We start from the raw sequence: 18,889 nt of genomic DNA on the forward strand, positions 1-18,889 counted from the left end.
GCGGCGCCTCAGGCCGTGGCGTCGGGGGATGTCGCGGGCGGGGTGGCAATCCAACCCGCGACGACCGCGAGGCCGGACAGGCGATGCACGGCGAGAAAGCCGAAGGGCCGGTCGAAGACCACCGAGACGACGGGCGCGTGGTTGTGCCGCAGTGGGGCCGCCGCGGCGCGTAATGCGAAGGCCGTCACGGCGGCGGCCTCGAAACCCTCGTGGCCGAACCGGGCGAGCACCTCTTGTGCTCCTTGGCCGACGCAGAGCGGCAACGATGAGATCGCCGGAAAGTGACCATGGGAGCAGTCGGCCGCGTCGGCGAGGCCGAACAGGCCGGCCGCGGCGAGGAGATCGTGGGTGGATCGAACTTCGAAGGGAGGCAGGTGGAGTCGCAGTTGTCCGCTGCGGGTCTGCACCGGCTCGCTGCGCACGGTGAGCCCCGGCCCCGCGCTGCCGACCGGTAGATCGGAGCGGATCGGCACGGCGCCCGCCAGTGCCGCCAGGCCCGTTTCCAGTACGACGCCGGCGGTGCCCGTACCGGTCAGGAGATGGACGTCGAGATCGGCGACACCTTCGACGACAACGCGGGTGACCGGTTGCGGCGCGTCCAGGATCGCGGCATTCGCCGGATCGCCGCTCACCCGGGACAGGCCGGGACCACGATGCCCCTGCCAGGGGCCGTCTTTCGAGGTCAGGGTCCCGACGTCGAAGGGAATCTTCCACCGGGTCTTCGCGACCAGTGCGGTGGCGAGCACCAGCAGCGCGCCGGGATCGACCGCGACGGGGAACCGTTCGATGAGCCCGCCGGTGTGCCGGGCGGCCCAGCTGTCGAGCTCGGATTGCCCGGCCAGCCGGGCGAGGACTCCCTCGGGCAGCGCCCGCGACCATGCCTCGTGCAGCGGCAGATCGCGGCCCACCCACACGCCGAGTGCCGCCGACACCGCGTCCGAGCGCCGGATATCGCGCAACAACCGGAGCGCCGAGTCTTGTCCGTTCGCCGCCGGTAGGCCGACCGCTGTCGCCAGCTCATCCCGCGCCGGACCGTCCGCCGCGGAGGCGAGCAAGGCCAGCAGTGGCCAGACCCCGGCGCCGGAGACCACGAAGTCTTGCTCGCCCGCCGCCGCGCACCACCGTGCCGTGAGGGCGTTGGCGGCACCGACATGGGATTCGAGGGACGTCCGCACGCAACCACCCTAGTCACGGCCGCGCGGTCCTCGGGCCGCTCTCAGGACATGGCGATTCCCGGACGCAGCACGATCTTGCCCAGCGGCGCTCGATCCTCCAGCAGCCGATGCGCGTGGCTCGCCTGGTCCAGCGGCAGCACCGCCTCGACCAGCGGATCGAGTCCGCCCCTCGCCGCGCGGGCCAGCACGGTGTCGCGCGCCCGGGCGACTCGATCCAGCCAGTCCGGTCCCGCGCAGCCGGTGAAGGTCAGGCCGCGCATGATCAGGTCGGCCGCCGACACCTGGGCGGGCGCGCCGGACAACCAGCCGTAGCCCAGCATGCGGCCGCGCAGGGGTGTCATCAGGTCCAGCAGGTCTGTGGCGCTTCCACCGCCGATCGAATCGAACACCACGTCCACCGTCGCGCCACCGAGTGTTTCGCGCAGCCGGGTGATCCACGCCGGATCGTTGTGGTCGATCACGTCGTCGGCTCCCAGCTCACGCGCCCTGGCCGCCTTTTCCGGGCCGCCGGCGGTGCCGATGACGCGAGCCGCTCCGAACTCCTTGGCCAGCTGCGTCAGGGCGCTGCCGATACCGGTGGCGGCGGCCTCGATCAGGACGGTTTCGGCACCGGTCAGCGCGGCGGTCTCCAGCAGTGGAATCGCCACCGATCCGTTCATCAGCACTGCCGCGGCGTCCACGGTGGACAGGCCGTCCGGAATGCGCGCAACCGAATCCGCGGGACCGGCGACGAATTCGGCGTAGGCGCCGAAACCTCTGGTCGCCACCACGACTCGTTGCCCGATGAGCGCCGGATCGACTTGCGCGCCGACCTCCGTGACGACTCCCGCCGCCTGGAAACCGAAGACCAGCGGTAGCGGCGCGTCGATGGGGAACTCGCCGGAGCGCAGTTTGGTCTCCGGGAACAGCACCGGGATCGCCTCGGCGCGGATGACCACCTCGTCGGCGGCCGCCCGCGGCGCCGGGACCTCCGTGGTCACCAGCACGTCCGGGCTTCCCGTCGCCGTCATTACGATTGCCTGCATCACGAACTCCATAAGTTGACTGACGGTCCAATTATCTCGCTCGATGATATGGACCGTCGGTCAAGTTGTCTAGAAAGCGGGTGCCATGGGCGACGAACGGCCCAGGGAACGGGCGGACGCGGCGCGCAACCGGCGGGCGATCCTGGACGCCACGTTCGCGCTGCTGGCCGAGCACGGCGCCGAGGCCATCACCATGGATCGCGTCGCGGCCGCCGCCGGAGTGGGTAAAGGCACGATCTTCCATCGTTTCGGCAACCGCGCCGGGCTCTTGCACGAGATGGTGGCGCAGAGCGCGGTCGCGCTGATGGACGCGATCAGCAGTGGACCGCCACCCCTTGGCCCCGGCGCGCCCGCCGACGCCCGCCTGATCGCCTACTTCGACGCCATGGCGCGGCTGGTGATCGACAATTCCGAGCTGATGGTCGCCTATCGCACCGAGCCGCCGCATCCGAGGACGGCCGAGTTCCACGCGTTCTGGGACAACCACATCACCACGTTGCTGCGCGAAGCCCGTCCTGACCTGGATGCCGAAGTGGTCGGGCGGCTGCTGCTGGGCGCACTGAGCGCCGAACTCGTGCCGGCCATGGTCCGGGCGGGCGAGACCGAGCGCTTGCTGGCGGCGGTGCGGGAGCTGGTCGAATCGGTGCTGCGCAGCCCGTGACGATCCTTGTGCCGCGGCATCGGGTACGCCGTGCCTGCGCGGTGATCAGTCTCGCGACAGAATGGCCTCGAAGCGCTCGTCGGCCCGGTCGAGCTGATCGAGGATATGCTGCCGGACGTGGTCGGCGAGCGGTGTGTCCGGCCGGGTGACCAGGTCGCGGTATACGTCGGTGAGCGGACGGTACTTGGCGGCCAGCTTCGCCATCGCGGGACCGGTGGCGTAGAGGATGCCGACGCCGTTGTCGGTGAAGTCGGACAGCTTGATGACGCGGGCCCACGGGTCCCGGTCCAGATTCATCGCGACATGCTCGCGGTACTGTGCCTGCCGGTCACGCGCCGGATCCGGTTCAGGATTGGTCACCGCCGCCACGAGATCGGCCACTCGCGCCCCGAAACGATCGGTGAGCGCGCCCAGCGCGGCGTCGACGGCAGGCCCCGATCGATCGGCCGCCAGCTCGGCGGCGTGGTCCTCGACCGAGTCGTGCAGCAGCCCCGCCGCGACCACGTCGGGGTCCCGGACCTCGTAGTGGCTGATGATCCGAATCGTCACGCGCAGTAGATGACTGAGGTAGGGCTCGCGGCCGTACCGATCGTCCTTATGCAGGTCGGCCGCGAGATCGAGCGCCGCGGCCAAGCGCGGCGTATCCGGCAGCTCGGCGATTTCCAGCAGTAGTCGTTCCCGCAGCCCGGCCTCGCCGTAGACCTCGCTGATCGTGTGCAGCGGCATCACGGCCAAGACCCCCGCCCCTGGATTGCTCATGCTGCCAGGCTAACCGGAGCGGGGGACACATGACGGACGACGATCACTCGGCCTTCGGCACCAGAGTGTTCTGCCGGGCGGCGATGTGCCAGCGCTCGCCCTCCTTGACGAAGACGTACAGCGCGATCATGGCGTGGTCGTGCTCGATGAGCTCGCCGTCCGGTGTGGTCGCCCACGCGCGCTTGTGCGCGATCGCGACGTCCGGGCGCAGGAACGTGATGTCGGCGATCTCGTAACGGGCGCACTGGTCTCGCAGGAACCCGGCCAGACCTCTGCGGTTGGAGTCGAGCAGCGCGTCGAATCCGGTGATCAGCGTGCCCATCGCGTTGACGACGGCCGCGTTGGCGGTGAAATCCGCCGACAGCAGGTCGGCGTCGTTGGTGTTGAAGCCGGTCTCCGCGTTGGCGACGATCTGCCGGATCGCCGCGATGTCGTCGGAGTGGTCGACCGTCGTGTCCTCGACCAGGGGTGGTGTGGATGCTGTCGTGCTCATGCCGACGAGCTTCCGACCTGAACGTCGGTTCAGGTCAAGTCGTGCACATTGTGGCTTGGCGCACAAGGGTCAGCGGACGCCGCGCGGCCGGTACTGAATGCTGATCCGCGGACCGGTGGGCTTGCGCGTCTTCGGCACGGCGTGCTCCCAGGTGCGCTGACAAGATCCCCCCATGACCAGCAGGTCGCCATGTCCCACAACATATTTGATGCTCTGGCCGCCGCCGCGCGGCCGGAGCAGCAGCGCCCTCGGCGCTCCGATCGACACGATCGCGACCATCGTGTCGTGGGTGGCGCCGCGGCCGATGGTATCGCCGTGCCAGGCGACGCTGTCGCGTCCGTCCCGGTAGTAGCACAGGCCCGCGGTGCGGAACGGTTCGCCGAGTTCGGGCCGGTAGTGCTCGTTCAATGCCGTACGGGCGTCGGCCAACGCCGGGTCCGGCAGCGGCTCGTGCTCCGAGTAGAACCGCAGCAGCCGGGGCACCTCGACCACACGGTCGTACATCGGCCTGCGCTCGGCTTTCCACGGCACGCCCTCGACCAGCCGGTCGAACAACGCGTCCGCGCCCGACAGCCAGCCGGGCAGGAGATCCACCCAGGCCCCGTGGTCCAGCACGGTGCGGCGCGCATCGCGAAGCGGCGCGAACTCGGTGTCGCCGAACCCGTCGAGCAACGATCCTTGCAGCGGCGTGGACATGCGCCCGAGCCTACCGTCGATCGAACATATGTGCTAGCGGTTTTCGGTCAAGGTGTCGGAGCTGCCGCTGCCCGGCGAACTCGACGTCTTCGAGATCGACCTGCCGGAGCTGTTCGCGTTCAAGGAGCCGGTGCTGGCCGCCGCCGACGCGCGGACGGTTTGCGCACGTCATGTCGTGGCCGCCGATCTGCGCGGAGACTGGGCGGGCGCCCTGCGCGCGAGCGGATTCCGGGCCGAGGTCCCGACCCACTGGATCGACGAGGGTGTCCTCGGCTATCTGCGGCGCGAGGAAGCGCTTCGGGTGGTGGACACGCTCACCGACCTGTCCGCGCCGGGCAGTCGCTTCGGTGTCGCCCAGTTCGACTCCGACCAGCACAGCGAGCGATACGCCGAACTGCGCCGCTTGGTGCGGCCCGGGGCCGACGGGCCGCGCGAACCGAGTGGACTGGGACCGGAGGCCGGACAATGGCTCGCCGAGCACGGATGGCGAACCACCTTCCGGGCCTGGGACGATCTGGTGGCGCCACTCGGCCGTCCGGCCGCTCTGGGCAGCCGGGATCTGGGACTCGTCCTCGCGGTGCGCCGGTAGCCCGCCGCCGGCTTCCCCGCCGCGACCAGTGGCCCCGCTCACAGCGCGATATGCCTGGTGAAAACGGGGTTCGACGCGCTGCTACGCTGCTTGCCGTAAGACATCCTTTAACGGACCGTCCGGTGAGGCGGGGAAGGAGGTCGGCATGGCCGTGCCCGAAGAACGGGCCGCCAAGTCCGGCGCTGCGGAGACATCGCAGCGACATACCCCGGAGTGGGTGGCGGCGGGGCGAGAGCTGTTGTCGGCTTCGGATGTCGGGCGGACCGTCGCGCGCATCGCGCACCAGATCATCGAGAAGACCGCGCTGGACTCGGGCGAACCGGACGCGCCGCGGGTGGTGCTGATCGGCATTCCCACCCGGGGAACGACCCTGGCCGCGCGGCTCACCGAGAAGATCGAGGAATTCTCCGGCGTCCGCCCGGCTCTGGGCTCGCTCGACATCACGCTGTACCGCGACGATCTGCGCAGCCGCCCGCACCGGCCGCTGGAACGCACCTCCGTTCCGGAAGGCGGCATCGAGGACGCGCTGGTGGTCCTGGTCGACGACGTGCTGTTCTCCGGTCGCACCGTCCGCTCCGCCCTCGACGGCCTGCGTGATCTGGGCCGCCCGCGCGCGGTGCAGCTGGCGGTGCTCATCGACCGCGGTCACCGCGAACTGCCGATCCGCGCCGATTACGTCGGCAAGAACGTACCGACCAGCCGTTCCGAGGACATCTCGGTGCTGCTGACCGAACACGACGGCCGTGACGGCGTCTACCTGCATCAGGAGGAGGCGTGATGGGTATGCCGCACGCCGGCTCGCGGCAGGAGGCAGGCGCGTGAGGCATCTGCTGTCGGTCGCCGCGCTCGATCGCGCGGCCGCGAACGAGCTGCTCGACGAGGCCGAACGCTTCGAACAGGCCCTGCTCGGCCGTGAGGTGCACAAGCTGCCCACGCTGCGCGGACGCACCGTGATGACGGTCTTCTACGAGAACTCCACCCGGACGCGGGTGTCGTTCGAGGTGGCGGGCAAGTGGATGAGCGCGGACGTGATCAACGTCAGCGCGAGCAGCTCCTCGGTCGCCAAGGGCGAATCGCTGCGCGACACCGCGCTGACCTTGCACGCCGCGGGAGCCGACGCACTGATCGTGCGGCACCCGGCCTCCGGCGCCGCGCACCAGATCGCGCGCTGGATGGACGAGTGGGCGGTCTCGGCCGGGCGCACCTCCGGTCCGGCGGTCATCAACGCGGGTGACGGCACGCATGAGCATCCGACCCAGGCTCTGCTGGACGCGCTGACGCTCCGGCAGCGGCTCGGCGACATCGAGGGCAAGCGGGTCGTCATCGTCGGTGACATCCTGCACAGCCGGGTGGCCCGATCCAACGTCTTCCTGCTGGCCACGCTCGGCGCGGAGGTCGTGCTGGTCGCCCCGCGCACACTGCTGCCGGTCGGCGTGCAGGCCTGGCCCGCTCGCGTCTCGCACCATCTGGACGCCGAGCTGATCGGCGCCGACGCGGTGCTGATGCTGCGCGTGCAGGCCGAGCGGATGAACGGCGGATTCTTCCCGTCGGCCCGCGAGTACTCGATCACCTACGGGCTGTCCGAGCGCAGGCTGGCGCTGCTGGAGGACCACGCCGTCGTGCTGCACCCCGGCCCGATGCTGCGTGGCATGGAAATCGCGTCCTCGGTCGCGGACTCTCCGAAAGCCGCTGTGCTGCAACAGGTCACCAACGGCGTGCACGTGCGGATGGCGGTGCTGTTCCGCCTGCTCGTCGGGACCCAGGAGGCAGTCGCATGAGTGCCGTGACCGCGCAGGGCGCCGCTGGTGCCGGAGAGGACGCAGCATGAGTGAGCACACCGCCGTCTTGATCAAGGGCGCGCTGCTGTACGGCGAGGGCGAACCGGTCGACGTGCTCGTCGCCGACGGCGAGATCCGCCGGATCGGCACCCATCTGGACGTCGTCGACGCCGAGATCATCGAGGCGCACGGCCAGATCCTGCTGCCGGGCTTCGTCGACTTGCACACCCACCTGCGCGAGCCGGGCCGCGAGGACACCGAGACCATCGAGTCGGGATCCGCGGCCGCCGCGCTGGGCGGCTACACCGCGGTGTTCGCGATGGCCAACACCAACCCGGTCGCCGACTCGGTGGTCGTCACCGATCACGTGTGGCGACGCGGCCGGGAGGTCGGCCTGGTCGACGTGTATCCGGTCGGCGCGGTCACCGTCGGGCTCGAGGGCAAGCAGCTCGCCGAGATGGGGACCATGGCCGCGGGCGTGGGCGCCGTGCGCATGTTCTCCGACGACGGCCATTGCGTCTACGACCCGCTGATCATGCGCCGCGCCCTGGAGTACGCGAACTCGCTCGGGGTGCTGATCGCCCAGCACGCGGAGGAGCCGCGACTGACCAAGGGCGCCATCGCGCACGAGGGGCCCACCGCGGCCCGGCTGGGGCTGGCCGGCTGGCCGCGCGCGGCCGAGGAATCCATCGTGGCGCGCGACGCCCTGCTGGCGCGGGACGCCGGCGCGCGGGTGCACATCTGCCACGCGTCCACGGCGGGCACCGTGGAGCTGGTGCGGTGGGCGAAATCCCAGGGCATCTCCATCACCGCCGAGGTCACCCCGCACCACCTGCTGCTGGACGACTCGCGGCTGGAGACCTACGACGCGGTCAACAAGGTCAATCCGCCGCTGCGCGAGGCGTCCGACGCCGCCGCGCTGCGGCAGGCGCTGGCGGAGGGGATCATCGACTGCGTCGCCACCGACCACGCGCCGCACGCCGAGCAGGACAAGTGCTGCGAGTTCGCCGCCGCCCGGCCCGGCATGCTGGGACTGGAGACGGCGCTGTCGATCATCGTGCGGACCATGGTCGAGCCCGGGCTGCTGGACTGGCGCGGCGTCGCCCGCGTGATGAGCGAGCGCCCGGCCGCGATCGTCGGCCTGGACGAGCACGGCAGGCCGCTCGAGGTCGGCGAGCCGGCCAACCTGACGCTGGTCGACCCGAAGGCGAGCTGGACGGTGCGCGGCAAGGAACTGGCCAGCATCTCGAACAACACGCCGTTCGAGGCGATGACCTTCCCGGCGCGGGTGACGGCGACGCTGCTGCGCGGCCGGGTCACCGCCAGGGACGGCAAGGCGCTGGGCCACCGGGCGGAGGCATAGATGAGTGACCGAGGCGCGGCCCTTCGAGGAGGTTCGTAGTGGAGAGAACACTCTGGGTGGTGGGGCTGCTGGTGCTGTTCGCGGTCTGCCTCTGGCTGATGTACCGGGGTTGGCGCAACCGTGCGGCGCGTCAGGCAGAGCGCATCGGCACGTTGCCCGCCGTGCCCGCCGAACTCGGCGCGCAAGTGCTGGAGCCGACCACCGGCCTCTACCTGGGCAGCACGATCGCGCCCAGCTGGCAGGACCGGATCACGGTGGGGGACCTGGGTTTCCGGGCCACCGCGGAACTCACGCGGTTCGAACGGGGGATTCTGCTCGAACGTGACGGCGCGACGGTGATCTGGATTCCGCAGGAATCCATCACCGCGGTGCGCACCGAACGCGGCCACGCGGGCAAAGTGATGACGGAAGATGGTGTGCTGGTCATTCGCTGGAAGCTGCCGACCGGAACCGAGATCGATACGGGTTTCCGCGGCGACGACAAGTCGGTCTACCCGGCTTGGCGCCGGCTTCCGGCGGCGGATCAGAGCGGGACGATGACGGGAGATGACGAGGGATGACAGGAGAAGCAGCACTGGTGCTGGAGGACGGCCGGGTATTCCGCGGCCGGGCCTACGGCGCCGTGGGCCAGACGCTCGGTGAGGCGGTGTTCTGCACCGCGATGACCGGGTATCAGGAGACCCTCACCGACCCGTCCTACCACCGCCAGATCGTGGTGGCGGCCGCGCCGCAGATCGGCAACACCGGCTGGAACGACGAGGACGACGAGTCCACCAAGATCTGGGTCGCCGGGTACGCGGTGCGCGACCCCGCGCGACGCGCGTCCAACTGGCGCGCCACCAGGACGCTGCCGGACGAGCTGGAACGGCAGCAGGTCGTCGGCATCGCGGGCATCGACACCCGCGCGCTGGTCCGTCACCTGCGCACCCGTGGCTCGATGAAGGCGGGCATCTTCTCCGGTGCCGCGCTGGCGGCGGCCGACGAGCTGGTGGCCAGGGTGAACGGGCAGCCGTCCATGCTGGGCGCCGACCTGGCCGGTGAGGTGACCACCGACGCGCTCTACACGATCGAGCCGGACGGCGACCACCGGCGCACGGTCGTCGCGGTCGACCTCGGGATCAAGACCAACACCCCGCGCATGTTCGCGCAGCGCGGCATGCGGGTGCACGTGGTGTCCTCGACCACCACGCTGGACCAGATCCTCGAACTGAAGCCGGACGGGGTCTTCCTGTCCAACGGCCCCGGCGACCCGGCCACCGCCGACACGGCGGTCGAGCTGACCCGGGGCGTGCTGGGCACGGGTCTGCCGCTGTTCGGCATCTGCTTCGGCAACCAGATCCTCGGCCGCGCGCTCGGCCGGGGCACCTACAAGATGAAGTTCGGCCACCGCGGTATCAACATCCCGGTGGTGGAGCACGAGACCGGCCGGATCTCGATCACCGCGCAGAACCACGGCTTCGCGCTGGAGGGCGAGCGGGGCGAGCGGTTCGACACCCCCTTCGGCACCGCCGAGGTGAGTCACGTCTGCGCCAACGACGGCACGGTGGAAGGCGTGCGGCTGGTCGACGGCCGGGCCTTCTCCGTGCAGTACCACCCGGAGGCCGCCGCCGGTCCCCACGACGCCGCGTACCTGTTCGACCGTTTCGCCGGTCTCATGGAAGGAGCCTGATGCCTCGCCGCGAGGATCTGAAGCACATCCTGGTGATCGGTTCTGGCCCGATCGTCATCGGCCAGGCGTGCGAATTCGACTACTCCGGCACGCAGGCGTGCCGGGTGCTGCGGGCCGAGGGCCTGCGGGTGTCGCTGGTCAACTCGAACCCGGCGACGATCATGACCGACCCGGAGTTCGCCGACTCCACCTACGTGGAGCCGATCACGCCGGAGTTCGTGGAGAAGGTCATCGACAAGGAGCGTCCGGACGCCATCCTGGCCACCCTGGGTGGTCAGACCGCGCTGAACACCGCGGTCGCGCTGCACGAGCGCGGTGTGCTGGAGAAGTACGGCGTGGAGCTGATCGGCGCCGACTTCGACGCGATCCAGCGTGGTGAGGACCGGCAGAAGTTCAAGGACATCGTGGCCAAGGTGGGTGGCGAGAGCGCCCGCTCGCGGGTCTGCTTCACCATGGACGAGGTCCGCGAGACGGTCGCCGAACTCGGTTACCCCGTGGTGGTGCGGCCCTCGTTCACCATGGGCGGCCTCGGTTCCGGCATGGCGTACAACGAAGCCGACCTCGATCGCATCGCCGGCGGCGGTCTGGCCGCCTCGCCCACCGCGAACGTCCTCATCGAGGAGTCCATCCTCGGCTGGAAGGAATACGAGCTCGAGCTGATGCGTGACGGCCGCGACAACGTCGTGGTGGTCTGCTCGATCGAGAACGTCGACCCGATGGGCGTGCACACCGGCGACTCGATGACCGTCGCCCCGGCGATGACGCTCACCGACCGTGAGTACCAGAAGCTGCGCGATCTCGGCATCGCCATCCTGCGCGAGGTCGGCGTGGACACCGGCGGCTGCAACATCCAGTTCGCGGTGAACCCGAGCGACGGCCGCCTGATCGTCATCGAGATGAACCCGCGCGTGTCGCGCTCGTCCGCGCTGGCGTCGAAGGCCACGGGCTTCCCGATCGCGAAGATCGCCGCCAAGCTGGCCATCGGCTACACGCTCGACGAGATCGTCAACGACATCACCAAGGAAACCCCGGCCTGCTTCGAGCCGACCCTCGACTACGTGGTCGTCAAGGCGCCGCGGTTCGCGTTCGAGAAGTTCCCCGGCGCCGACGGCACGCTCACCACCACCATGAAGTCCGTCGGCGAGGCGATGTCGCTCGGCCGCAACTTCACCGAGGCGCTGGGCAAAGTGCTGCGCTCGCTGGAAACCAAGGCAGCGGGCTTCTGGACCCAGGACGACGGCGCGTGGACCGACGTGGAGGCGATCCTGGAGGATCTGCGCACCCCCACCGAGGGACGCATCTACCAGGTGGAGCGCGCTCTGCGGTTGGGCGCGAGCATCGAGGACGTCGCCGCGGCCTCCGGCATCGACCCGTGGTTCGTCGCGGAGGTGGCCGGTTTGGTCGAGCTGCGCCAGGAGATCCTCGACGCGCCCGTGCTGGACGAGCCGCTGCTGCGGCGGGCCAAGCACTACGGCCTGTCCGATCGCCAGCTGGCCGCGCTGCGGCCGGAGCTGGCGGGGGAGACCGGCGTGCGCGCGCTGCGGCACCGGCTCGGCGTCCGCCCGGTCTTCAAGACCGTCGACACCTGCGCCGCCGAGTTCGAGGCCAAGACCCCGTACCACTACTCGGCCTACGAACTCGACCCCGCGGCCGAGTCCGAGGTGGCGCCGCAGCGCGAGCGCGAGAAGGTGATCATCCTCGGATCCGGGCCCAACCGGATCGGCCAGGGCATCGAGTTCGACTACTCGTGTGTCCACGCGGCGCAGACGCTGTCGCAGGCGGGTTACGAGACGGTGATGGTCAACTGCAACCCCGAGACGGTCTCCACCGACTACGACACCGCCGATCGCCTCTACTTCGAGCCGCTGACCTTCGAAGACGTGCTCGAGGTGTATCACGCCGAATGCGAGTCGGGCGTCGTGGCGGGCGTCATCGTGCAGCTGGGCGGACAGACGCCGCTCGGCCTCGCGCAGCGGCTCACCGCGGCGGGCGTGCCGGTGGTGGGCACCAGCGCGGCCGCCATCGACCTGGCCGAGGATCGCGGCGAGTTCGGCGACGTGCTGGTCGCGGCCGGGCTGCCCGCGCCGAAGTACGGCACCGCGACCACGTTCGCGCAGGCGCGCAAGATCGCCGCCGACATCGGTTACCCCGTGCTGGTGCGCCCGTCCTACGTGCTCGGCGGCCGCGGCATGGAGATCGTGTACGACGAGAACTCCCTGGAGGGCTACATCTCCCGCGCGACCGAGCTCAGCCCGGAGCACCCGGTGCTGGTCGACCGGTTCCTGGAGGACGCGATCGAGATCGACGTCGACGCGCTGTGCGACGGCGAGGAGGTCTACCTCGGCGGCGTGATGGAGCACATCGAGGAAGCGGGCATCCACTCCGGCGACTCCGCGTGCGCGCTGCCGCCGATCACGCTGGGCCGCAGCGACATCGAGGCGGTGCGCCGCTCGACCGTGGCGCTGGCCAAGGGCATCGGCGTGCGCGGCCTGCTCAACGTGCAGTACGCGCTCAAGGACGACGTGCTCTACGTGCTGGAGGCCAATCCGCGGGCGAGCCGGACCGTCCCGTTCGTGTCCAAGGCCACCGCGGTGCCGCTGGCCAAGGCCGCGGCGCGGATCATGCTCGGCGCCACCATCGCCGAACTCCGCAAGGAGGGCATGCTGCCGAGCGAGGGCGACGGCGGGCACGTCGCGCTGGACGCTCCGGTCGCGGTCAAGGAGGCCGTGCTGCCGTTCCATCGCTTCCGGCGCGCCGACGGCAGCGGCATCGATTCGCTGCTGTCGCCGGAAATGAAGTCCACCGGCGAGGTGATGGGCATCGACGCCGATTTCGGCACCGCCTTCGCCAAGAGCCAGACCGCCGCCTACGGCTCGCTGCCCACCGAGGGCACCGTGTTCGTCTCGATCGCCAACCGGGACAAGCGCGCGATGGTCTTCCCGGTGAAGCGCCTGCACGACCTCGGCTTCCGCATCCTCGCCACCGAGGGCACCGCGGAGATGCTGCGCCGCAACGGGATTCCGTGCGAGCAGGTGCGCAAGCACTCCGAGGTGAGCCCGGACGACGAGCCGACGATCGTGGAGCAGATCCGCGACGGCGAGGTCGACATGGTGTTCAACACGCCCTACGGCAACTCCGGCCCGCGGGTGGACGGCTACGAGATCCGCAGCGCGGCGGTCGGGGTGAACATCCCGTGTATCACCACCGTGCAGGGTGCGGCGGCCGCGGTGCAGGGCATCGAGGCCAGCATCAACGGCGGCATCGGGGTGCGGTCCCTGCAGGAACTGCACTCGGTGCTGCGTGGGTGAGCCGCGACCGGACGGAGTGGGCGAGATGAAGACCTTCGGCGAGCGCTTGCGGCACGCGATGCGGGACTTCGGGCCCGTCTGCGTCGGGATCGATCCGCATCCCGAACTGCTGCGGTCCTGGGGCCTCACCGAGGACGTCGAGGGCCTCGAACGCTTCGCCGAGATCTGCGTGGAGGCGTTCGACGGCCTGGTCGCCCTGGTCAAGCCGCAGGTCGCGTTCTTCGAGGCCTACGGCTCCGGCGGTCTGGCGGTTCTGGAGCGCGCCATCGCGGTGCTGCGCGCCTCGGGGACTCTGGTGCTCGCCGACGCCAAGCGCGGCGACATCGGGTCCACCATGGACGCCTACGCCCGGACCTGGCTGGCCGACGGCCCACTCGGGTCCGACGCGGTGACGGTCTCGCCGTATCTGGGATTCGGCTCCCTGGCACCGGCGCTGGCGCTCGCCGAGGCCGGTCACCGCGGCGTCTTCGTGCTCGCGGCCACCTCGAACCCCGAGGGAGCGCAGGTGCAGCGGGCGGTCGCCGCCGACGGCCGCACGGTCGCGCAGACGATGGTCGACGAGGTCGCGGCGCGCAACGCGGGCGCGGAGTTCGGTTCGGTCGGCGTCGTGGTCGGGGCCACGCTCAGCGCGGCGCCGGACTTGTCCTCGCTCAACGGCCCGATCCTCATGCCCGGGGTGGGCGCCCAGGGCGGCGGTCCGGAAAGCATTCGGGACCTCGTGCCGGAGCCGATGCTCGGGTCCGTGGTCCCGAACGTCTCGCGCGAGGTGCTGAAGGCGGGACCGACCGTCCCGGCACTGCGTGCCAGAGCGCAGGCGTTCCAGGACGCGTTCGCGTTCCTGCAGAAATGACCGCGAAAGGCCGGCGCACCCGCGCCGGCCTTTCGCCTTTTCCGCCTGCTGTGTGTGCAGGTGTTCGCACACACGTGCCCCTTATCGGGGTCTGTGCGGGCTCCTGGGCCGATTTCGGGGTTGATCCGTGCACCGGGATGGGCATATCGCTCCTGGGCCGGTGTACAGGGCCGGAAACCGGCACCGGATGCCGGTCATCGCGGCCGAATCGGCTCGGATGTGACGCGCGACACGCGCAAAAAACTCGCGACACGCGGAGAATTTCCAGAAAGTTCCTGGTAGGGCGCGCGCGGGGTTGCTGGAGAGATGCGCCGCCGTGTCGCAACCCTTCCGCAAACCATTCGGTTTGTCGAAAACGCCCTGATGGAGGCCCTTTTCGTGGAGCCGGCGCGGTGATGCGCTCGATGGCGCGGGCGGGACCGGCTCCAGGCAGCCGGTGCGCGGTGCTGATCCCGAATCATGCGCTGACCTGGGGGGTGGGTTCGCAATCAGCGGACGTCGTGGGTACGGTCGCTGAGACTGCCGGGTTACCGGCAGGAGTTGATGCAATGAACGATGAGACGGAGGAACCGTGGCCCTTCCCCAGCTGACTGACGAGCAGCGCGCCGCTGCTTTGGAGAAGGCGGCTGCCGCTCGCCGCGCTCGGGCGGAGCTCAAGGAGCGCTTGAAGCGTGGCGGCACCAACCTGAAGCAGGTCCTCACCGACGCCGAGACCGACGAGATCCTCGGCAAGATGAAGGTGTCGGCGTTGCTGGAGGCCCTGCCGAAGGTGGGCAAGGTCAAGGCGGCGGAAATCATGAGCGAGCTGGAGATCGCCCCCACCCGGCGGCTGCGCGGACTCGGCGACCGGCAGCGCAAGGCGCTGCTGGCCCGGTTCGACTTCGACGCCTGACGACGAGGGTGATCGAACACACGCGGAAGGGTCGACTGGTCGTACTGGTCGGCCCCTCGGCCGTGGGCAAGTCCACCGTGGTCCGCTGTGTCCGCGAACGACTGCCCGACCTGGTCTTCAGCGTGTCGGCAACGACCCGGGCCCCGCGGCCCGGGGAGGTCGACGGCCTCGACTACCACTTCGTCTCCCGTGCGGAGTTCGACGCGATGATCGAGGCGGGTGAGCTGCTCGAATGGGCGGAAATCCACGGCGGTTTGCAGCGTTCGGGCACCCCCGCCGGGCCGGTGCGCGCCGCTCTGGCGGAGGGCTTGCCGGTGCTGGTCGAAGTGGATCTGGAAGGTGCGCGATCGGTGCGCCGGGCGATCCCGGACGCGATCCTGGTGTTCCTGGCCCCGCCGAGCTGGGAGGAGTTGGTGGCGCGGCTGACCTCGCGCGGCACCGAGTCGCCCGAGGTGATCGAGCGCCGCCTGGAGACGGCGAGGATCGAGCTGGCCGCCTGTGACGAGTTCGACATCGTCATCGTGAACGACGAGGTGACCAGCGCCTGTGAGCAGTTGGTATCGTTGTTCGTTAGCACAAATTCGAGTTCGTGACCTCCCCAACACCAGGAGTCCCCCTAGTGAGCAGTACGGACACCAAGACCGCGCCCGCCTACGACACGCCGGTCGGCCTCACCAACCCGCCGATCGACGAGCTGCTCGAGCGCACGTCGTCCAAGTACGCCCTGGTCATCTACGCGGCCAAGCGGGCCCGGCAGATCAACGACTACTACAACCAGCTCGGCGACGGCATCCTCGAGTACGTCGGCCCGCTGGTCGAGCCGGGTCTGCAGGAGAAGCCGCTGTCGGTCGCCCTGCGCGAGATCCACTCCGACCTGCTCGAGCACTCCGAAGGCGAGTGAGGCGAACCGCGTTCGCCGTGACCACGACTAGGCCGGAGGCGTAGTGACCACAAGGATCGTCGTCGGCGTAGCCGGAGGGATCGCCGCCTACAAGGCGTGCTCTCTGGTCCGGCGATTCACCGAGACCGGACACGACGTCCGGGTGATCCCCACCACCTCGGCGCTGGAGTTCGTCGGCAAGGCGACCTTCGAGGCGTTGTCCGGAAACCCGGTGCACACCGGCGTGTTCTCCGACGTGCCGGAGGTTCCGCATGTTCGGCTGGGCCAGGAGGCGGACCTGGTGGTCATCGCCCCGGCGACCGCCGACCTCATGGCCCGCGCCGCGTCCGGCCGGGCCGACGACCTGCTCACCGCCACGCTGCTGACGGCCCGATGTCCGATCTTGTTCGCGCCCGCGATGCATACCGAGATGTGGGAGCATCCCGCGACTGCCGCGAACGTCGCGACGCTGCGCGCCCGCGGTGCGATCGTCATGGAGCCCGCGGCGGGCCGGCTCACCGGCGCCGACACCGGCCCGGGACGACTGCCCGAGCCCGAGGAGATCTTCGGCCTCGCGTCGCTGCTCATGGAGCGCGCCGACGCGATCCCGCGGGATCTGGAGGGCCGCCGGGTCGTCATCACGGCGGGCGGCACCAGGGAACCGCTGGATCCGGTGCGTTTCCTCGGCAACCGCAGCTCCGGCAAGCAGGGTTACGCGCTCGCGCGGGTCGCCGCCCAGCGCGGCGCCCACGTCACGCTGATCGCGGGCAACACGATCGAGATGGCGGCGCCTGCCGCTGTCGACCTGGTGCACATCACCACCGCCGAACAGCTGAAGACCGCCGTCGACAAGCACGCCGTCGGCTCCGACGCGGTGATCATGGCCGCGGCGGTCGCCGATTTCCGGCCGACCAACGTCGCCGCCGCCAAGATCAAGAAGGGCGCGGGCGAGCCCGACGTCATTCCGCTGACCAAGACCGACGACATCCTCGCCGGACTGGTGCAGGCGCGCCGCGACGGGCAGTTGCCCGGCACCGCGATCGTCGGCTTCGCCGCCGAGACCGGTGACGAGCACGGCGACGTCCTCACCCACGCGCGGGCCAAACTCGCCCGCAAGGGCTGCGACCTGCTCGTGGTCAACGCGGTCGGGGAGGGCAAGGCGTTCGAGGTGGACACCAACGACGGCTGGCTGCTCGGCGCGGACGGCACCGAACAGGCGCTCGATCACGGCTCGAAGGCCTTGCTGGCCAGCCGTGTGCTCGACGCGCTGAGCGTGTTGCTGCGCTGAACCGGGCGGCGTGCCTGTCAGGATTGCCATCCGATCCGTCGTTCGTCGGCGGTGTCGTCGAGTTTTCGGCACCTCCGGGACACCGGGAATTCAGCTGTCCGCAGTGGCTGTGTAGTTGGGGTCCGCCCTGTCGGTGATTTGGAATAGTCTGAGATGTAAGGGTTGCGACATAGCGTTACTGTCGCAAGCCGATACGAGTAACCCGTTGAGGGAGAGGGAAGAACTGTGCGCACGTCCGGGAGCCGGCTTTTCACCAGTGAGTCCGTGACCGAAGGTCATCCGGACAAAATCTGTGATGCCATCAGCGATTCCATTCTCGACGCGTTGCTCGCGGAGGATCCGCGCAGCCGGGTCGCGGTGGAAACCCTCGTGACGACCGGCCAGGTCCACGTCGCGGGTGAGGTCACCACATCGGCGTATGCCGATATTCCCCGTATTGTCCGGGAAAAGGTCCTGGAAATCGGATATGACTCGTCGGCAAAGGGTTTCGACGGAAATTCCTGCGGTGTGAATATCGCGATCGGCGCGCAGTCGCCGGATATCGCGCAGGGCGTCGACACCTCGCACGAAGCGCGTATCGGCGGCTCCGACGACGAGATCGAGCGGCAGGGCGCCGGCGATCAGGGCTTGATGTTCGGTTACGCCACCAAGGACACTCCCGAGCTGATGCCGCTGCCGATCGCGCTCGCGCACCGGCTGTCGCGCCGCCTGACCGAGGTGCGCAAGTCCGGGGTGCTGCCCTACCTGCGCCCGGACGGCAAGACCCAGGTCACCATCGAGTACGAGGGCGATCGTCCGGTCCGCCTGGACACGGTGGTCGTCTCCACTCAGCACGCCGCCGACATCGACCTGGACAACCTGCTCGCGCCCGACATCCGCGAGAAGGTGCTCGACGCGGTGCTCGCCGACCTGGACGTGCCGAGCCTGGACATCTCGGACATCCGCCTGCTGGTCAACCCGACCGGCAAGTTCGTGCTCGGTGGCCCGATGGGCGACGCGGGACTGACCGGCCGCAAGATCATCGTCGACACCTACGGCGGCATGGCCCGGCACGGTGGCGGCGCCTTCTCCGGCAAGGATCCGTCGAAGGTGGACCGCTCGGCCGCCTACGCCATGCGCTGGGTCGCCAAGAACGTGGTGGCGGCCGATCTGGCCGACCGGGTCGAGGTCCAGGTGGCCTATGCGATCGGCAAGGCGGCTCCGGTCGGCTTGTTCGTCGAGACCTTCGGCACCGAGAAGGTGGATCCGGCCCGCATCTCCACCGCCATCACCGAGGTCTTCGACCTGCGTCCCGGCGCGATCATCCGCGACCTGGACCTGTTGCGCCCGATCTACGCGCCGACCGCCGCGTACGGCCACTTCGGCCGCACCGACGTCGACCTGCCGTGGGAGCACACCGACCGCGCGGACAAGTTGCGCGCGGCCATCGGGCTCTGACCTCGATCAGGTCCGAGTGAACGAAC

At 69.7% G+C, this 18,889-nt stretch carries 19 protein-coding genes; 14 read left to right on the top strand and 5 right to left on the bottom strand.

Features of this window, described 5'->3' with window-relative positions; all coding sequences use genetic code 11:
* Positions 1–8 precede the first annotated feature (8 nt).
* Both QMG86_RS09745 and QMG86_RS09750 read right to left on the bottom strand, forming a co-directional pair.
* Entirely contained in the window at positions 9–1,175 is a 1,167-nt protein-coding gene (locus QMG86_RS09745; RefSeq protein WP_281879003.1) for a serpin family protein, read from the bottom strand.
* Positions 1,176–1,216: 41 nt separating this feature from the next.
* Positions 1,217–2,200: a quinone oxidoreductase family protein gene (locus tag QMG86_RS09750; RefSeq protein ID WP_281879004.1), complete on the bottom strand. Its 984-nt coding sequence runs from the start codon at positions 2,198–2,200 to the stop codon at positions 1,217–1,219.
* Positions 2,201–2,285: 85 nt separating this feature from the next.
* Here QMG86_RS09750 and QMG86_RS09755 point away from each other — a divergent pair, with 85 nt between their 5' ends.
* Entirely contained in the window at positions 2,286–2,861 is a 576-nt protein-coding gene (locus QMG86_RS09755; RefSeq protein ID WP_281879005.1) for a TetR/AcrR family transcriptional regulator, read from the top strand.
* Positions 2,862–2,906: 45 nt separating this feature from the next.
* Here QMG86_RS09755 and QMG86_RS09760 read toward each other — a convergent pair whose 3' ends face one another.
* The 3 genes from QMG86_RS09760 to QMG86_RS09770 all read right to left on the bottom strand — a co-directional run bounded on the left by QMG86_RS09760 (position 2,907) and on the right by QMG86_RS09770 (position 4,809).
* Complete coding sequence (locus tag QMG86_RS09760) at positions 2,907–3,620, bottom strand: HD domain-containing protein (RefSeq protein ID WP_281879006.1); 714 nt, start codon at positions 3,618–3,620, stop codon at positions 2,907–2,909.
* A gap of 43 nt (positions 3,621–3,663) precedes the next feature.
* Positions 3,664–4,113, bottom strand: a complete 450-nt coding sequence (locus QMG86_RS09765) for an SgcJ/EcaC family oxidoreductase (protein WP_281879007.1) — start codon at positions 4,111–4,113, stop codon at positions 3,664–3,666.
* A 69-nt stretch (positions 4,114–4,182) separates the two neighbouring features.
* Positions 4,183–4,809 carry an alpha-ketoglutarate-dependent dioxygenase AlkB gene (locus QMG86_RS09770; RefSeq protein WP_281879008.1) on the bottom strand — a complete coding sequence of 209 codons (627 nt, stop codon included), beginning with the start codon at positions 4,807–4,809 and terminating at the stop codon, positions 4,183–4,185.
* A gap of 52 nt (positions 4,810–4,861) precedes the next feature.
* On the opposite strand from QMG86_RS09770, the gene QMG86_RS09775 reads away from it, so the two are divergent.
* From QMG86_RS09775 to metK, 13 genes are all read left to right on the top strand, one after another.
* Positions 4,862–5,398 carry an SAM-dependent methyltransferase gene (locus QMG86_RS09775; protein ID WP_281879009.1) on the top strand — a complete coding sequence of 179 codons (537 nt, stop codon included), beginning with the start codon at positions 4,862–4,864 and terminating at the stop codon, positions 5,396–5,398.
* 145 nt (positions 5,399–5,543) lie between these two features.
* Positions 5,544–6,176 carry a bifunctional pyr operon transcriptional regulator/uracil phosphoribosyltransferase PyrR gene (gene pyrR / locus QMG86_RS09780; protein WP_281879011.1) on the top strand — a complete coding sequence of 211 codons (633 nt, stop codon included), beginning with the start codon at positions 5,544–5,546 and terminating at the stop codon, positions 6,174–6,176.
* A 40-nt stretch (positions 6,177–6,216) separates the two neighbouring features.
* A complete protein-coding gene (locus tag QMG86_RS09785) occupies positions 6,217–7,176 on the top strand; it encodes an aspartate carbamoyltransferase catalytic subunit (protein WP_281879013.1) in 960 nt (319 codons plus the stop codon).
* Between the two features lie 46 nt (positions 7,177–7,222).
* Positions 7,223–8,539 (top strand): dihydroorotase, encoded by a 1,317-nt coding sequence (locus QMG86_RS09790; protein WP_281879016.1) that lies wholly within the window; start codon positions 7,223–7,225, stop codon positions 8,537–8,539.
* Between the two features lie 38 nt (positions 8,540–8,577).
* Positions 8,578–9,099, top strand: a complete 522-nt coding sequence (locus QMG86_RS09795) for a PH-like domain-containing protein (protein WP_281879018.1) — start codon at positions 8,578–8,580, stop codon at positions 9,097–9,099.
* Entirely contained in the window at positions 9,096–10,208 is a 1,113-nt protein-coding gene (gene carA / locus QMG86_RS09800; RefSeq protein WP_281879020.1) for a glutamine-hydrolyzing carbamoyl-phosphate synthase small subunit, read from the top strand. Before QMG86_RS09795 ends, carA begins: the two co-directional genes overlap by 4 nt.
* Positions 10,208–13,516 carry a carbamoyl-phosphate synthase large subunit gene (gene carB, locus QMG86_RS09805; protein WP_281879022.1) on the top strand — a complete coding sequence of 1,103 codons (3,309 nt, stop codon included), beginning with the start codon at positions 10,208–10,210 and terminating at the stop codon, positions 13,514–13,516. Before carA ends, carB begins: the two co-directional genes overlap by 1 nt.
* A gap of 25 nt (positions 13,517–13,541) precedes the next feature.
* Positions 13,542–14,366, top strand: a complete 825-nt coding sequence (pyrF, locus tag QMG86_RS09810) for an orotidine-5'-phosphate decarboxylase (protein WP_281879023.1) — start codon at positions 13,542–13,544, stop codon at positions 14,364–14,366.
* Between the two features lie 571 nt (positions 14,367–14,937).
* Positions 14,938–15,258 (top strand): integration host factor, actinobacterial type, encoded by a 321-nt coding sequence (gene mihF / locus QMG86_RS09815; RefSeq protein ID WP_028476708.1) that lies wholly within the window; start codon positions 14,938–14,940, stop codon positions 15,256–15,258.
* 8 nt (positions 15,259–15,266) lie between these two features.
* The gene (gene gmk / locus QMG86_RS09820) at positions 15,267–15,851 is read left to right on the top strand and encodes a guanylate kinase (protein ID WP_281879026.1); all 585 of its coding nucleotides are present in this window, start codon (positions 15,267–15,269) and stop codon (positions 15,849–15,851) included.
* A 26-nt stretch (positions 15,852–15,877) separates the two neighbouring features.
* On the top strand, positions 15,878–16,159 hold the full coding sequence (gene rpoZ / locus QMG86_RS09825) for a DNA-directed RNA polymerase subunit omega (RefSeq protein WP_039798918.1): 282 nt from the start codon (positions 15,878–15,880) through the stop codon (positions 16,157–16,159).
* A 43-nt stretch (positions 16,160–16,202) separates the two neighbouring features.
* Positions 16,203–17,426, top strand: a complete 1,224-nt coding sequence (gene coaBC, locus QMG86_RS09830) for a bifunctional phosphopantothenoylcysteine decarboxylase/phosphopantothenate--cysteine ligase CoaBC (protein ID WP_159837793.1) — start codon at positions 16,203–16,205, stop codon at positions 17,424–17,426.
* A 225-nt stretch (positions 17,427–17,651) separates the two neighbouring features.
* A complete protein-coding gene (metK, locus tag QMG86_RS09835) occupies positions 17,652–18,863 on the top strand; it encodes a methionine adenosyltransferase (protein ID WP_281879028.1) in 1,212 nt (403 codons plus the stop codon).
* The last annotated feature ends 26 nt before the right edge of the window (positions 18,864–18,889 follow it).

Origin of the sequence: Nocardia sputorum (assembly GCF_027924405.1) — a bacterium.
Classification (GTDB): Bacteria; Actinomycetota; Actinomycetes; order Mycobacteriales; family Mycobacteriaceae; genus Nocardia; species Nocardia sputorum.